The sequence below is a fragment of the Comamonas sp. C11 genome (genome assembly GCF_024496285.1).
Classification (GTDB): Bacteria; Pseudomonadota; Gammaproteobacteria; order Burkholderiales; family Burkholderiaceae_C; genus Comamonas; species Comamonas testosteroni_F.
Window position 1 is genome coordinate 4272828 of record NZ_CP101743.1, and the last position, 15502, is coordinate 4288329.

A 15502-nucleotide genomic window follows, 5' to 3' on the forward strand; every position below is an offset into this window, starting at 1 on the left:
GTCCATGCGACCTCCTTTGGGACATAAAAAAACCGCCTCAAGGGCGGCTGGGTTGGGTTGATACGGTCTATGGCGCTGGCGGTGGAGGAGCTACGTAATCCACGGGCAATCCAGTGATCTGGCTGATCCAGTCCGTGCCATCGCTCACGCAGACAGCTGGCCTGTCCTCCAGGTCCAGCGGGACCAGGATGGCCTTGCGCTTGTTGTCACCACCGGCGGGCGGCAGGTTGTCAATGGCGTACGCCGGCAGGCCAACCACACCGGTAAAAACCGGGTTCTCCTTGTTGGCGTAGCCAGAGACCGCGTTGCTCACATCATCCCCGGTCGCAAATGACGTTTCCGTCACCGTGACGGCACCGGCCAGCCACTGCCCGGACTGCTGTCCGGTGCTGGCCCGCCAGTCCACCTGCACGACATAGACGCCCTTTTGCAGCACCGTGATGACTTGGTCCGTGGCATTGCCTGGAGCGCTTGGCATGCTCACCCAGGCGCTGCTATCCGCCGTGCGCACCTGGATGAGCAATGCACCGCCGTTGGTCACACGCAGATCCACGCTGGGATCGACGTGCACGCCAATTCGGCCGGGCGCAGGGTTGGTGAGCACCAGTCCTGTGGGCGGGTTGACCTTGTAGGTGGGGTCGGGCTGCACCCCAGGCGCCGGCGGCTGCGTGTTGCTGACGCCCGGATAAAAGCGCGGCTCATCCTGCTCGAGCGAGAGCTCCACGGCAGCGGAGCCATGGTCATAGGAGCGTTTGATCACTCTGAAAGTCGCATTGCTCAAAGCCAGCAGCGCGTTGTTGACAATCACCCGGTCACCAACCCGAGCGCGCAAGCAGGCCAGCGTGCCGCGCCAAACAATCTTCTTGGCCCGGCTTTTTTCCATGCTGATGCTGCCCAGCGTGCGGGCGCGCCAGCCCTGGTCTGTGAACGGCAACCGGATCTGCCCCCAGACCTCGCCGCCGTCATCCTCGACGTACTGGGCGTTCTGCAGCGGCTCAAAGTCCACCGCTTGATTGAACTGGGCCGGGTCGATGAACTGGCCTTTGACTCCGTTCCAGGCCTCCGACCGGCTGGGTGCGGGGACCATGCTGATGGAGCCCGCAGCCTGGTCATCGCCCAACACCAGCACTGGCGACACATAGACGCCAGCATGGACACCCCATGTGCCGCCTGGGATTGCATAGCCCGCCATGGCGCCGCAGAGATCCTCGAGCACGTTGTCGGGATCCGTGCCGGACTGCCAGGCTCCATTGCAGGTGTAGCGCCTGGCCGTGCCCGTGCCACCAGGCACCGCAACCAGCTCATCGCAAGCGTTGGCCGCAGCTACCACGCCCTCCACCTGCTCAGGGAACACGCCCTTGCCATAGTCGCCGGCGCGCAGAAAGTCATAGATGCACAGCGCCGGGTTATCGCTCCAGGCGGTCGTGCTGCTGCGCGGGTCCAGGACCTTCTTTCCACGGATGCGCGCCGTGAGCTGCGGCAGGCCGCTCTGCAGCTCCTGGTTATTCAGGTCCAGCGTGATCACGCTGTAGCAGATGCCGCGCAACCGGTCCGTTGCTGTCCAGGCGCCAGGCAGCCCGGCAGAGTCGGCAATGAGCTGGCCATCTGCGGCCTGATCTGCGGCACCCAGGTGATGACGCACGCGCACATAGCTGGTTGTGGTTTCGCGGCTGTACTGGATGCTCACGGACTGGCCAGCCCACATATCCATGGCGTCGGGATTGAGCTGCACCACAAGGCCAGTCAACGTGTATTGCGACTCCCAAAGCTGCATCGCCTCATCGCCACCACCCTTGGTGATCGACACCAGGCGCTGGGTATCCGCAGGTAGGTTCAGCACCCCAGAGAGGCTGAATGCGCCAGTGGCGCCCACTGTGCTGGTGCTGGTGCTCGCCCACTTCGATGCGGTGGCATTGCCACCCCCATCCAACTGCAGCGACTCGCCAGCGATCAACACATCCTCGACGGCATCGCATTCATGCCCAGCCCAGGCAATCACCAAGTCCTTGATCTGGTCCTTGTCGCCGCGGGTGAACATGGCCGCGACCGATCCACCCACCGTGGCGCGGCCGTAAATGTGCCGCACTTCAGGCGATGCCTCGGCCACGGTCGTGTTGCGATCGGTCAGGCTGGCGTTGTAGGCGTCACGCTGCCGGCGCGCCTCGCGCTTGGCCTTCTGGCGCTGGTACATGCCCAAGGCCATGAAGCCGGCCACCTGCAGGCCAATGGCTACGGCAGTGGCGTTCATGATCAGGAACGCCCCGCCCACACCCCCCATCCAGACCCCGACAGCGGCCACGGCCGCCGGCATGGCATTGGCCTGGGTACACAGGCCGGCCAGAGTCAGCGCTGCAGCGATCTTCTTCAGCCCACGCGCCATGCCTGTACCCCGTTTTCCAGCCCAAAAAACAAAAGGCCCGAATCGCTCGGGCCCGCTAGTTGATTGCCAAGGCACAGCGCCAGGGCATCCGTTCCATCTCTTCGGTGCAGCACCAGGTCGCCGCGCTGCGCAAACAGCGGCGCAACCGCCTCCAATCCCAAGGCTGCGACAGCATCAGGCAAGCCGCCCAGTCGGGCGATGACCCGCACCGCCTCGCCACGGCTGGCCCACTGGCCGCGCAAATTGGCTGCCGGGTCTATCCCTGTCATGGTGGCAATGCCATCAGCAGCGAACAGCACGCAGTCGTTGGCGCCCCAGGCGAACGGCTCTGCCAGCCGCTGGCCCACCAGATCGGACAAGCGCTGCTCCCAATCGGGCAGTCGCTTCATACCTGCTGAAACTTCTTGGTCAGCCATGTTTGCGGCCCTCCTGCCAACTCCGCCATTCGGCTGAGCCCGGTGTCACCGGGGTATCTCTTGCTTTGCTGCTGATTCGTCATCCGCTGGCTCATCGCATTGCGGCTGTCCTTGCCGGGCTGCTCACAACGCATGGTCAGCGTGCCCTTGTCTTCGGCGCCGTCTCCGGTACTCATCTGCACCTGGTCCATCACCCCCACATAGAGTGGCTGCGGGTCGTCCACCAGTCGGAACTCGTCGTCCATGATGGCCATGTACAACGTGAACAAGCGGCCTCGATAGGTCTTCTCGCTGCCTACGGCCAGGGCCAGGATGGACGGATCAGGCAGGGCCAGCGTCAAATCTATGGCGGGATACTCGATGTTCTCGGCCTGCTGCACCCCGCTGATGCCCATCACCCCCGGAAGGTAGGCCCACTCATGCCCAAGGGCCTGCAGGCTTCCTTCCCAGGTGCTCAGGCGCATGGTGCCCGTGGTGAACTGCATCTCTGCCAGCAGCGCCACAGCCGTTGCAGGCCGCTGCGCCTGCAGCAGCTGGTTAGGAGTAAGCATTCAGATCTTCCTCAAAGGTAAGCGTCTGCCCCTTGACGGCCATCCCCTCCTGCCGAACCTTGGGACTGACCTTGAGCTTGAACAGGCCTGTGACATTGCGCACCACCACCGGCGCGCCATCGGCGGGACTGCGGCGGATGGGCGGCTCAATCCAGAGCTGCGCCTTGCCGTCCGCGTCCGGCGTGGCGGCCTCCAGCAGCATGTGCATGCCGTCGCCGTAGCTGATCCAGTGCCCGGCCCGCAGAGTCAGTCCCGGCGGCCAGTTGCGTGTAGCCAGGGTTGCCCCGGTCTGGCCGGCTCCATCGACCTGCACGCCGTACTCGTCCCAGACGCTGACGGAATCCGCAGGCACATAGGCTGGCGGCAGCGCCCCCGCCAGCATGGCCAGGATGGGCCGGCGCATCTTGAGGTGGATCAGGCCATGGGCCGGCAGCAGCGCATAAGCCTGGGCCAACACATCGCCGGCTTGGCCGCCAAAGGTCAGCCAGCACCTCCAGCGCCCACCTGCTGCAGTGGCCCCACAGGCATTGACCGGGCCGTACTGGCTGACAACCGCGCCGGTCATGGCATTGAAGACAACCCCCAAGGGAGCCGCTACGCCCGCACCCGCGACCGACAAAGCCACATGTGCCGACACCGTGGCCGATGCCTCCACCACCGCCACATACGGAACCCCGGCCCTCAACGCAGCCGTGGCGTTCTGAAAATAGTCTGTGGTCTGCCTCACCTCCACCTCTTCGCCAGCAATGGCTACTGGCGCAGGTCCGATGCGGCCCCAGCGCGTCCACTGGCTGGACCAGGGGAGCATCTGCACCTCTTTGGCGCCACCGCCCGGCACCACACTCACGCGGCCGGTGCGGCGCATGTCGCCAATACGCAGCAGATTGAGGCCGCCCCGCAGCTGGCGCAATGCAGCCTCAATCTGGGGCAGCATTGACGCCGGCGCATCCGTCAGATCCATTGAAAAGGCCCACCGAGGTGGGCCAATCAATTTGTCGTAAGACGCGCCGCTAAATGCACTCACCGATCCCGTCATGGGTTGCAAAAGCTCCCATTCCTGGGCGCCAGGTCGCATGCGCAGCTGCTTTGGCCAGTCAATGATGCGTTGGGTCATACCATGTTCCGTGACATTTTGTAGAGCAGCTCCTGCTGCGCCTGATCGCTGGCCGTCTTCATTCCCTTGAACACCAATGCCTCCACCTCGGCTCTGTCCGTGCGGCTGTCGATGTGAATCCTGGGCTGCAGGATCATCTGCACGCCACCCAAGCCAGAAGGCCCGCTGAGCGCCGCCACAGGTGCGCCACCCACCAGTCCACCCTCGGCATAGCCATTCAGCCGGCTAAGCAACCCCAGGCCAATGCGCCTTGTGCTCTCTGCGTTGATGACGTACTCACCGCGGTGCACTACGCCGGCAGGCTCATACTTGCCGCCGTCGCCGGTGTAGCCGCCAGAAGAAAGACTGAGGCCGGGCAATGCAGAACCAACCACGCTACCCCACCCGGAAACCCCAGAGGTCACAGCTCCAGAGGCGAGGGTGTGCAGAATTTTGTGTAAACGGACAATCCACCGCAGGCGCAAGTCTGCATGTCCGTAAGCACAATGACAACCAAGAAACACGAAGTCCCTGAAGAACTGCTGGCGAAACTGCTGGCTGATTACAAGAAACCTGAAGACCTGATCGGCGAGAACGGCCTGCTCAAGCAGCTGACCAAGCTGCTGGTAGAAAAGGCGCTGGACGCCGAACTGACCGAGCACCTCGGCCACGACCGACACGAACCGGTGGTCAACACCGGCGGCAACACTCGCAACGGCAAGAGCAGGAAGACGCTCAAGTGCGAGTTCGGCGAACTGCCCATCGAGGTGCCGCGCGACCGCAAGGGCACCTTCGAACCCCAACTGATCCCCAAGCACCAGACCCGCTGGGCCGGCTTCGACGACAAGATCATCTCCCTGTACGCCCGCGGCATGACGGTGCGCGAGATCCAGAGCCACCTAGAGGAGATGTACGGCACCGAGGTCTCGCCCAGCCTGATTTCCTCGGTGACCGACGCCGTGGCCGATGAGGTCAAGACCTGGCAAGCCCGCCCGCTCGATGCAATCTACCCTATCGTCTATCTGGACTGCATCCATGTGAAGGTGCGCGAGGGCGCTGTGCGGGTCAAGGCGGTGTACCTGGCCATCGGCATCACCATGACGGGCGAGAAGGAGGTGCTGGGCCTGTGGCTGGCGCAGACCGAGGGTGCCAAGTTCTGGCTGCAGGTGGTGACCGAATTGCGCAACCGGGGCGTGCATGACATCTTCATTGCCTGCGTCGATGGGCTCAAAGGTTTTCCGGAAGCCATCGAGGCCGTCTTCCCCAAGGCGGTGGTGCAGCTGTGCATCGTTCACATGGTGCGCCACAGCCTGAACTACGTCTCATGGAAGCGCCGCAAAGAAGTAGCTGCCGACCTGCGCCGTATCTACACGGCCGCCACCGCCGAGGAGGCCGAGCTGATGCTCGGTGAATTCGAGCAGCGCTGGGATACCGAGTACCTGCCCATCGGCCAGTCCTGGCGCAGGAACTGGAGCCGCTTGACCCCGTTCTTTGACTACCCGCCGGAAATCCGCAAGGTCATCTACACAACCAATGCCATCGAGTCGGTGAACATGGGCCTGAGGAAGCTGACCAAGAACCGGGGCTCGTTCCCCAGCGACGAGGCGCTGACCAAGCTGTTCTACCTGGCCCTGCGCAACATCAGCCAGAAGTGGACCATGCCCATCCGGGATTGGAAGGCTGCGCTGACCCGCTTTACCATTGAGTTCGGAGACCGCATCTCCGTCAATTGAAGTCCGAACCGTTTACACAAAAATTCGGACACGCCCCGTGCAAGCCACTTCGGGCAAAAGAAAACCGCCCGAGGGCGGTCGTACGTTGAGTCTCAGGGGTTTACGCCCCACCTTTCCCTAAAATCACGCTCCATCTTTTCACAAGCTCCAGCGATAAACCGCGCACTACCACTGGTATTTGACTTTCGCGACTGCTCACTCCAGCACAAGTCGATCGCGGCACGCGCATCTCCACGCTCACGGCCCTCAGGGGTGCTGCTGATATACGCGCCAAAAGCAAGCAGAGCCAAGAACCCGACAACAGGAACTCCAATAACCCACTTCCAAACACCACGCTTTTTTGGCTGCGTTGCAGCCGATTCCCTGGATGATTGGGTGCTCACCCTAAGTGGGGCACCGCAATGCGGGCAACTGAACGCCTTATCGCTAATTTCTTTTCTGCACTCTGAACAAGCAATCAAAGCCATACCCTCTCCTATTCAAATAGGAGGGGATGCTATCAAAGTGAAGCTATTGGCGCGGTCAGTGCGTAATCCGCGAGACCAGTTGCCTGAAGCTCGGATCTTGAGTACCAAGCTTCGGGTGCAGGCCTTGCAACACCCTCACGATCCCAGTCACATCCATGAATTGAGTGGTGCTCGGATGAAACAGACGACTCAACCTGTCAAGACGAGCCATGATTTCTCTTTCTTGCACACTCGGCAGAAAGAATGTGAAACCTTGCTTTTTAAGCACCGCGTTCACAAGCGGCATGAAAAGCAGGGTAGGCGTTCCATTTGGCGTCTCTATCTGGCGAACAAAATCGTCCACCATCACATTAATGGTTCGCTCCTCTGTGCCGCTCGCCACACCATCGACCACTTCCCAATCCGCAAATTCAGCAGTGTGCCGAGCAATGATCGAGACAGCTTCACTGAACTCGTGCCGAGGAATTTCGCGATAGCCCACCTTGAAGTGAGCCTTGAGTTTGCTCCAGCCTTGCATCATCAATGCGCCCTGCTTTGCCTTTGGCTGACGCTCAACTGCGGACTTGAGCATCAAACGCAGGGTTTCAGCTTCTTCAGCGGTCAGCGAGTCACCGGGGTTGACCGCAAATGCTTGGCGTGGGTTGATCGCAATGCCTTCATTCCAGTACTGCCAGAGCACGTCGTCGCATTCATTTTGGTACTGGATCACCTTGGCGCGGGCTTCAGGGCTCTTCACCTTTCCCGACTCGATTCCAGACAGCCATCCAGGCAGCTTGCGCAAAGGCATGCAAAGCATATCTTGCATACCGCCAGCAGAAGGTGTTCTCAACTCAAGAACACCCCAACGATTCGCGTTGGCCTTGATCTTTGCATGTTGCCCGTGCCATGTGAGCCCCATTCCGGTAATGATCGGCTTCATGGGCGCATAAGGCTGGCTATTGTGATCAACAACATACAGCTCAGCTCCCAAGAACGGAACAGTGATTGCGCGATTGACGTTGAGTTCTGTAGAATTCGACATGTTGAATCCTTCTGTCAGAGGTTGGGTTACTTCACTTGAAGCCCTGTCGGTTGCCGCCGCCAGGGCTTCACTCTTTTCAGGCCTACCTATCATTCCGGGCCTCACTTCTCTCTTTTGCCTCTTGAACAACTTTGTTCAATATCCAATTGGCGGAGCGCTCTTGGTCTACTGCTACTTGATGCAGCCACGCGTGAAGCTCGGGCTTGAGTCTTACCTGCACAGGCTTTGGAGCGTATTCAACATGCTTCGTATTCATAGTCACCCTTCCATAATTTCTATGCACCTTCTGTGCACGCTGCAATTCTAAGCACGGTGAATAGAACTTTGCAAGCACTTTTCATGGCACAGTGCATAGATGGCGAGAACAGATCCAACCATTTACATGCGCATACCGCAGGAGTTGAAAGATGCTCTGGATGCGGCAGCCGCCGAAAATAAGCGCTCCCTGACCGCTGAGGTTGTTGCGCGCCTAACAGCTAGTCTCGACCCGCAGAACGACCCCTCCGCTCTTCAGCAGAAGATGCTGGAGATGGAGGGCGATGCAGCAATAGCGGTTCTGCAAGCAAGTAAGACAAAGTCAGATCTCTTGGCAGCTCAGTTGCTCGTCATTCAGATGGCGAAAATGTGCCCTAGCGACCTGATGAACAAAGACTCCAGCATCGGCCAAATCATTCAAGGGATCCTTGATAGGGAAGGCGAAATCATGCAAGAGACGATCACGAACATGATTGATGGCCTGTTGGGCGTTAAAGATGCCATGAACAAGCGCATCGAAAGCGGCCAGTTGAAAGTAGTGCCTGATAGCGAAGAACCAACCGGGTTTTCCGCAGTCATTGATCGCATCAAGGATCTACGGAGCAGCACCCAGGAGCTAAACGAGCTCGTAGCAAAGTCCAAACCACGCTCAAAAAAGCCATCGCAACATTAGTTCATGGTCATGTACTAGACGGCGCAGTCTTTTGCAGCAAAAGAAACCTCAGAACGACACATCAAGATCCTGGTCGCCACTGAACAGCCCCATGTCGTGGTCATAGTCATCGCGCATGCCCCCGCTGGGACGGATCACCAACTCAGGATGCGACCGCAGTGCACTCACGAGTTGCGGCATCAGACGCTTTGGGTCCTGAATGTCAGTGCTGAAGATGCGGACCTGCACCAAAGCAGTTTCGACCTGGGCGTCTTCGTTGTCCAAGTATTCGCTGCTGTTGCCGCCAAAGCGCTGCCAGATCACATAAGGCGTCGGCGCATTGGCCGGGGCCACAGTGCCAAAGCAATTCGGGATCACGGCCGCAATGGCCTCGTGCAAGACTTCATCCATTACTCACCTCTGCGATTGCTGCAAGCAGCACCTCTCGCGCCGCATGGGTGGCCTGCGGCGCAACCACACTTGCCCTGCGCAGGAAGGCCTTGCCGGGAATGTAGACGGGACCTCCTGGGCGCGGCACATAGTAGGCATCCTTCTCCGCTTGACTGGCACGGCGGCCCGGCTTCTTGGTGCCCTGCTTCTCCGGCCGAACCAGCGTTCGCCAGCCATCCTCGGTGATTCGTACTGCGTACCGCTGCCAGTGGCCGTTTTCAAGCAAGTGCCCATGTGGAGCCTTCTTGTGGTTCCAGCTGATGTGATACGTGGCAATGCCATCACTACTGTGCGTCGCAGAAAATGCCTGGTAGATCGACTGCCGCAAGTTACCTGTCACGTAACCAATAGCAGCCACATTGGTCTCTACCCGGTCATACAAAACCTGTGCTGCAGCTTGGGCCGCCGGTCGAGTAGCCCCCTCCACAGCGTCACCCCATTCCTGAAGCAGATCATCAAGGCCGCTGAGATCAACGCCAATATCAACGGTGTTGCGCCCGGTGAGCACCAATCCACCGCCTCGCCTTGACGGAGCGACGCTCATCCTGTCACCTCACAGACCAGATCCACATATTCACGGTGCTGGCGGTCAGGGAGGACGGCCTTGATGGCGTACTCCACGCCGTCGCACATCGCCCGCATCTCGGCAGTGATGCCCGCGCGCTTGCGTATGCGGATACTGGCCTGGGCCTTGCTGGCAATCTGCCCGGCCCGGATAGTCTCACTTCCGGAAGCAAAGCGGATGTTGGCCCAGATGGGCCCGGGCAGCGCATCCTCCCAGGTGTTGGACGGCTGCCCATAGCTCCCACCGGGCAAACGGCGCTGGATGCGGATGCGGTCTCGAAGAGTGCCGGCGCGAAACGTGGTCATAGGCCTTGCACCTTTCGATGGGGACGCAGCAAGTCGCGCGATCCGTTGGGCATTGCAAAGGACTGCGCCCCGACCACCACATCCTCGCGGTTCGCGAACAGATGGCCGCAGATCAGCAGCACCGCTGCCTTGACTGAGTAGGTAGCCACCATCGGCAACTCGCCGGAAGTGCCCGCAGTCACCGCAGCATCCAACTCGGCCTGATCAGCGAACACCCTTCGGCCGAGGTATTCCTGCGCAGCGTCAATCGCCGCGCCCAGATATAGCGAGACCATCGCGGCGTCTGCCGGGTTGGCCCGGCAATGCTCCATAGCCTGCTCGGTGGTCAAAATGGGCATGGTCAGGCCTTCTTGGCCGGCTCTTTCTTTGCATCAGCCGCGCCCAGCTCAACAGCCGCGGCTTCCAGCTCGGGCGGGATTTCATCACCGGCTTTGAACTCGGTGGGGTAGATGTCGCCGTCCTTGACGCCCTTGAATGGCTTGGTTGCTTTCATCGTCTTCTCCTGAATGGGGAAGGGGCCGGAGCCCCTTCTTGGTTAAGCCGCCACTTTCAGGGCACGCAGGCACTCGGGGTTCTGCACGCCGCCGCCCACGCGCTTGGTCGTGTAGAACAGCACGTAGGGCTTCTTGGTGTAGGGATCGCGCAGCACGCGCACGCCCATACGATCGATGATCAGGTAGCCGCGCTTGTAGTCACCGAACAGCACCGGGATGGCATTTGCGGCCACATCGGGCATGTTCTCGTCTTCGGCGAGGCCGTAGCCGTGCAACGTGGCGGGCTGGCCAGCCTGGGCAGAGGGCTGCCAGAGGTAATTGCCCTGGCCGTCCTTGAGCTTGCGCAACTTGGCGATGGTCAGGTTGTTGGTCAGGAAGCGCGCGTTCTGGCGGTACTTCTTGGGCAGACCATAGATCAGATCGAGCACAGCGTCGGAGCTGATGTCCGTTGCGGCACCACTGTTGATGGCCTGAATGGCCCCAAAGGGGTGCTTGGCCGCGTTGGCGCCGCCGGTGACGTAGGTCAGGATGCCTGCAGGCTTCTTGACACCGTCGCCGCTGATGAAGGCCGCACCTTCTTGCTCGGCGAACTCGGCCTGCACTTCGGCGGCCAGCCAGGCCTCGATGTTGATTTCCGAATCGTCCAGCAGTTGCTGGGTGGCTGCGGGGTTGGCGTAGATCTCGCCATGCCCAAAGCCCAGAGATGCCAGAACGGGGGTAGCCGTTTCGGGACGCGCGTCGGTTTCGCCGACCCAGCCGCTGCCGGTGCCGCCCATGTTGAACAGCTTGGACCAGCCGGCCTTGCTGGTAGGTTGCACCTGAGCCAGTTCGCGCATGGGAGATTCGTCGCGCAGCCGGTCGGTGATGGTGCGATCCCACTCCACAGGAGTGAGGAAGCCGCCTTCTTCGGCCACACCCTTGTTCAGCGCGGCCTGGACGTCGCCCTTGCGCATGTGAGCGTTGAACGAGTCGGTGTATTCCTTGTCGCGCAGCGCTGCGCCAGGGCCGCCCATCTGTCCAGCGGCGATCTTGGTGTGCGCGTCTTCGACTTCCTTTTGCAGGCCGCTCAGCGCAGAGTTGATCTTTTCCAGCTTTGCTTCCTGGTCAGCGCCGGAGCGGCCGGCCTTGACCTCTTCGAGCTGTTTGGTGTGCTCGGCCTTGAACTGCGCGAACGCTGCTTGCACGCCTTCCACCAAGGCCTTGACTTCGGCATTAGTGGGGGCTGCGCCTTCAGCGCGGACGGCCATGACGCCGCGTGGAACGGGATAGTGCTTAGCCATGATGGCCCTTTCAGAAACGAAAAAACCGCCTCTGGGGCGGTCTGTAGGTTGGGTGAGTTGCTGCTTACGCGCGGAGCGTGTTCAGCAGCGATTGCAGCGAAGCTGCGACTTCAGGGCCAGCGCTCGGCGTGGCGGTTTCGGCAGCGCCCGGCATGCCAGAAAACAGGGCTTTGAAGGTGTCTCGACGGGAATGACGGGAGATGCCCGCCTTTGCCATGGACGCCTCGATCAGCGCCAGCGGTTTGCTTTTCGTGCTGGCCTGGGTGGATTTGGTGATCTCAGACGATGGGAGCAGGCCGGTGGCGAAACCATCATCGACGGCCTGCTGGGCACCTATCCAGGTTTCCTTGTCCATCATGGCGGCCGCCTCGGCAGCGCTCATGCCCGTCTGGTGCGCGTACAGCGCGGCCATGGCGGCATCGAAAGGCTCCAGCAGCTTGGCCGAATCCATCATGTCGTGACGGTTGCCAACGGCCACGGCCCAAGCGTTGTGGATCATGAAGAACGCACCGTCACCGATCAGGATCTCGTCGCCGGCCATGGCAATGACCGATGCCACAGAGGCCGCCACACCCAGGACCCGCACCGTTACCTTGCCCTGGTGCTCGCGCAGGAGGTTGTAGATGGCCATGCCCTCGAAGAAGTCGCCGCCCGGGCTGTTGATGTTGACCACCACATCCTTGGCGCCGATGGAGCGCAGGGCGGCGCTGATGCGCTTGGAGGTGATGCCCGTTCCCTCCCAGTTCTCCCCGATGGAGTCATAGATGGAGATGCTGGCTTCGGCGTCATCGCCAGCCTTCGCGCACACGGCGGGTTCCCAGCGGTCCACAGCATCAGGCCGCAGGTCAAAACCAGCCTTGGCCAGGCGGTGGTCGGCCCGGATCTCAGGTAGCTTTTTGAGGCTCATTGCTTGCTTTCTTCCCCGAGGGATCGCCCAGGGTGTTGAACTTCGGGTCTGAATCTGCCGGATATTCGGCAAGATCGCGGATTTCATTGGCGGTGTGCCACGGCTGGTGGCCGCCGGAGCCAAGTGCTTTGGCGAAGTAGTCCGCCTGGTCCTTGAGCGTGCCGCGCAGCAGCGCGCGCTCGTTGGTCTTGAAATAGAGCGTCTCGCGCTCGCGGTCGGTGAGCAGAGAGCGGGCCAGCGCCTGCTCCCAGCACACGAAACGCGGCGCCATGGTGAACTGCACAAAGAAGATGGCCAGTTGCTCGATGCCCGAGCCCCAGCTGGTGTCATCCATCATCAGCAAGGGACGCGGCACACCGTAAAGGCGGGCAACCTCTTCAATCTGATGATTGCGGTTCTCGATCTGCTGACCGTCCTTTGCGGTGGAGCTGAACTGGTTGGCCTTCGCGCCCTCTTCCAGGATCATCCACTTGGCCATGTTCTCAGCGCCGCTGTATTCGTCGTTCAGCGACTGCTTCATCCGGTCAAATGCCCGGTCGGACAGCGCGTTCTGCACCTCGATCGAGCCGCCGGCCATGACGCCGGTCTTGAACACATTGACTGCTGCGCGCTGAGCGGATGCTGCGAGCTCGAACACCTCTTCTGACAGTTGGCGCTTGGACAGGCCAAGCACACCATCAAACGAGATCTCGCGAATGTGCAGGATTTCCTCCTGGTCCAGGGTGAGCTGATTGCCGTTTTCCGTGGTGCAGGTGTACTGCATGCGGTAGTTGCTGCCCAACTTGGCCTGCACCCGGCCTTTCTCAAAGGGGATCAGGTGAATAGGTCGAGTGCCTGACCGGATGATGCGTGCATAGGCATTGCCCTCGGTCTCGAGCAGCAACTGCATCTGGCTCTTGAACTCCATGGGCGTCTGCCAGGGGTTCGGCTTGACCCGAATCAACTTGTGCGCCTGATGCTCGCGCATCACCTTCTTGTTCGACCCTGCCTCATAGAGGCTGATGGGAAGCATGCCCAGGCCATTGCTGATGAGCGAAAGGCTGCGCAGCGCGGCCATGTTGCGCACCATTCGGTTTGCGGAGGTCGTCTGCCCATTGCGAATGAACTCCAGCAGCGCCGGATCATCCAGACCCTGAAAGGCAATCCCCTCAGCACTGGCACGCGGGCGCGACTTGGCCTCGGGACTGCGCCCGAACAGCTTGTCGAGTAATTTCATGTAGTCGTGCCCTATAGGAAGCGCATGCCGCGCGTCTCGTAAACAGATGGCCCTTTGGCTTCTGGATTCGTGGCCATCAAAGTGACCGCATTCAAGGAGGCCATCAGCGGGTCAATCTTGGCTGTGCCGCTGGCCTGCTTGGTGATGAGGGAGGCATTGCCAGAGGGCACGACCTTGGCATTGCCAACGCTCCAGGCCATGAGCGGCTGCGCGGCATGCACCAGGCTTCCGTCCAGCAAGCCGCGCTCAGCCACCGCCATCGCGCCGGTGAGCTTCCAGCCCTGCGAGATACCAATGATCAGATCCTCGGGGATGCCGGCATCAATCAATGCCTGGAAAACAACCTTGTGCGTGCGCTCGGGGTCCAGGCCGATCCTGGCCAGCAGGCCCCAATCAAAGATCTGCTTGCACAGCGCGGCGAGTTCCTCCAAGTCCTGGCCCGGTCGCTCCACGACAACCAAGTCCCCATCCTTCTCAAAATCCCGGTACTTCGCCTCTTCGGACTTGCGCCGCTCAATCGCAATGGGATGGATCCATGCCTTGTTCCACAGAGCGCAGTTCTGCGTATCCCGCAAACGCCCATCGATGGCAAAGCCCAGCAAGTCATCCAGCCCGCCGCCGTCGATGCCTACGGTCACCACCTCGCACTCAGCCCGGATGAAGTCCAGACTGATGCGCTTGTCGCCACGCTTCTCCCAGAAGTCGGCACCGGTCCAGCGGTTGGCCCGCAGGTTCAGGCCGATCTGGATATTCAGGTGCTTGGCCAGGAAGCGCTGGAAACCACCGTCCTGCTCCGGAGAGCGCTTTTGCATCTCGTCGGTCAGCCACTCCTTGCTGACTGAGCGGCCCAGGTTCGGATTGGTGATGTAGAAGTTTTCCGGGTCCAGATAGGCCTTGGACTTGATCATCGCCTCGGGGAACTCGTACAGGATGCCCAGCGTCTTGAGGCTGACGACCTTGCCATCGCGCACATCGCGCCAGTAATCCAGCTTGGCCTTGAACACCCCCTCCGGGGCTTCATCGGACTGGGTGGTCAGGAAAATGACCCAGCCCTCTTCGCGCGACACCTGGCCGCCCAGCGCCTCCTGAAACATGGCGTCAGCATTGGCACGCTTGCCAAACAGCCAGAGCTCGTCCACCAGGATCTTGCCCGACTTCTTGCCGGAGACCGTGTCCGTGTCGGCGGCCACCACCTTCAGACTGTTGCGGTTCACCCGATGGGTGATGGTCCGAATATGGTCCTGAATGTGGAACAGCGCAGAAAGCTCCTCATCGGCGCGAACCATGCTGGCCGCCGGCTTGAAGGAGTTATCGGCCACTTCCTTGGTCGGTGCAAGGATCAGGTGCTCCTCATCCTCGCGCCAGCACAGGATCAGCGCCGTGAGCATGATGCCCGCGGCGATGGTGGATTTCGTGTTCTTCTTGCTGATCAGCAGTCCGTATTCACGGATCAGCTGTTTGCCTGTCTCGGCGTCGTAAGCGCCAAAGATGACGCGCACAAAGTCGAAGACCCACTCTTCGGAGCACTCCCCAAATGTCGGGGGGCGGTACTCATCGAGCTCAGCATCCCAGACCTTGGGCAGGTCAACGACCTTGAGTTCCTTGAAGATGGCCAGGGCCTGCTCGGCCCGGTCCTGGAAGATCGGCGGAGGAATGATGGACTTCCGCTTCACCAACCGTTCTTCCCAGTCAATGCAAGCGGTGCTCCATTCCATGT

At 60.9% G+C, this 15502-nt stretch carries 17 protein-coding genes; 2 read left to right on the forward strand and 15 right to left on the reverse strand.

Annotated features, from left to right (window positions below; translation table 11 throughout):
* Positions 1 to 67: 67 nt before the first annotated feature.
* The 5 genes from NOX35_RS19530 to NOX35_RS19550 form a co-directional block, all read right to left on the reverse strand.
* The gene (locus tag NOX35_RS19530; RefSeq protein ID WP_256494432.1) at positions 68 to 2380 is read right to left on the reverse strand and encodes a hypothetical protein; all 2313 of its coding nucleotides are present in this window, start codon (positions 2378 to 2380) and stop codon (positions 68 to 70) included.
* Positions 2365 to 2769: a hypothetical protein gene (locus NOX35_RS19535; RefSeq protein ID WP_256494433.1), complete on the reverse strand. Its 405-nt coding sequence runs from the start codon at positions 2767 to 2769 to the stop codon at positions 2365 to 2367. The genes NOX35_RS19530 and NOX35_RS19535 overlap by 16 nt, the downstream gene beginning before the upstream one ends.
* Positions 2766 to 3347, reverse strand: a complete 582-nt coding sequence (locus NOX35_RS19540) for a hypothetical protein (RefSeq protein ID WP_256494435.1) — start codon at positions 3345 to 3347, stop codon at positions 2766 to 2768. Before NOX35_RS19540 ends, NOX35_RS19535 begins: the two co-directional genes overlap by 4 nt.
* Positions 3334 to 4281, reverse strand: a complete 948-nt coding sequence (locus tag NOX35_RS19545) for a hypothetical protein (protein ID WP_256494437.1) — start codon at positions 4279 to 4281, stop codon at positions 3334 to 3336. Before NOX35_RS19545 ends, NOX35_RS19540 begins: the two co-directional genes overlap by 14 nt.
* A 176-nt stretch (positions 4282 to 4457) precedes the next feature.
* Entirely contained in the window at positions 4458 to 4835 is a 378-nt protein-coding gene (locus NOX35_RS19550; RefSeq protein WP_256496971.1) for a hypothetical protein, read from the reverse strand.
* Positions 4836 to 4946: 111 nt separating this feature from the next.
* Here NOX35_RS19550 and NOX35_RS19555 point away from each other — a divergent pair, with 111 nt between their 5' ends.
* The gene (locus NOX35_RS19555) at positions 4947 to 6173 is read left to right on the forward strand and encodes an IS256 family transposase (protein WP_256493548.1); all 1227 of its coding nucleotides are present in this window, start codon (positions 4947 to 4949) and stop codon (positions 6171 to 6173) included.
* Between the two features lie 522 nt (positions 6174 to 6695).
* On the opposite strand, the gene NOX35_RS19560 is transcribed toward NOX35_RS19555, so the two are convergent.
* Positions 6696 to 7661, reverse strand: a complete 966-nt coding sequence (locus tag NOX35_RS19560) for a phage antirepressor N-terminal domain-containing protein (protein ID WP_256494438.1) — start codon at positions 7659 to 7661, stop codon at positions 6696 to 6698.
* Positions 7662 to 8016: 355 nt separating this feature from the next.
* Between NOX35_RS19560 and NOX35_RS19565 the strand changes: the two genes are divergently transcribed.
* On the forward strand, positions 8017 to 8589 hold the full coding sequence (locus NOX35_RS19565; RefSeq protein ID WP_256494439.1) for an Arc family DNA-binding protein: 573 nt from the start codon (positions 8017 to 8019) through the stop codon (positions 8587 to 8589).
* A gap of 48 nt (positions 8590 to 8637) precedes the next feature.
* Here the strand turns inward: NOX35_RS19565 and NOX35_RS19570 are convergent, their stop codons facing one another.
* The 9 genes from NOX35_RS19570 to NOX35_RS19610 form a co-directional block, all read right to left on the reverse strand.
* Entirely contained in the window at positions 8638 to 8979 is a 342-nt protein-coding gene (locus tag NOX35_RS19570) for a DUF3168 domain-containing protein (protein ID WP_256494440.1), read from the reverse strand.
* Positions 8972 to 9562: an HK97 gp10 family phage protein gene (locus NOX35_RS19575; protein WP_256494441.1), complete on the reverse strand. Its 591-nt coding sequence runs from the start codon at positions 9560 to 9562 to the stop codon at positions 8972 to 8974. The genes NOX35_RS19570 and NOX35_RS19575 overlap by 8 nt, the downstream gene beginning before the upstream one ends.
* Positions 9559 to 9888: a phage head closure protein gene (locus NOX35_RS19580; RefSeq protein ID WP_256494442.1), complete on the reverse strand. Its 330-nt coding sequence runs from the start codon at positions 9886 to 9888 to the stop codon at positions 9559 to 9561. Before NOX35_RS19580 ends, NOX35_RS19575 begins: the two co-directional genes overlap by 4 nt.
* Entirely contained in the window at positions 9885 to 10226 is a 342-nt protein-coding gene (locus NOX35_RS19585) for a head-tail connector protein (RefSeq protein ID WP_256494443.1), read from the reverse strand. The genes NOX35_RS19580 and NOX35_RS19585 overlap by 4 nt, the downstream gene beginning before the upstream one ends.
* Positions 10227 to 10228: 2 nt before the next feature.
* Entirely contained in the window at positions 10229 to 10381 is a 153-nt protein-coding gene (locus NOX35_RS19590; RefSeq protein WP_256494444.1) for a hypothetical protein, read from the reverse strand.
* Positions 10382 to 10423: 42 nt separating this feature from the next.
* A complete protein-coding gene (locus tag NOX35_RS19595) occupies positions 10424 to 11662 on the reverse strand; it encodes a phage major capsid protein (RefSeq protein ID WP_256494445.1) in 1239 nt (412 codons plus the stop codon).
* Between the two features lie 64 nt (positions 11663 to 11726).
* The gene (locus tag NOX35_RS19600) at positions 11727 to 12569 is read right to left on the reverse strand and encodes a head maturation protease, ClpP-related (protein ID WP_256494446.1); all 843 of its coding nucleotides are present in this window, start codon (positions 12567 to 12569) and stop codon (positions 11727 to 11729) included.
* Positions 12547 to 13785, reverse strand: a complete 1239-nt coding sequence (locus tag NOX35_RS19605; RefSeq protein WP_256494447.1) for a phage portal protein — start codon at positions 13783 to 13785, stop codon at positions 12547 to 12549. The genes NOX35_RS19600 and NOX35_RS19605 overlap by 23 nt, the downstream gene beginning before the upstream one ends.
* An 11-nt stretch (positions 13786 to 13796) precedes the next feature.
* A complete protein-coding gene (locus tag NOX35_RS19610; RefSeq protein WP_256494448.1) occupies positions 13797 to 15500 on the reverse strand; it encodes a terminase large subunit in 1704 nt (567 codons plus the stop codon).
* Between the last annotated feature and the right edge of the window lie 2 nt (positions 15501 to 15502).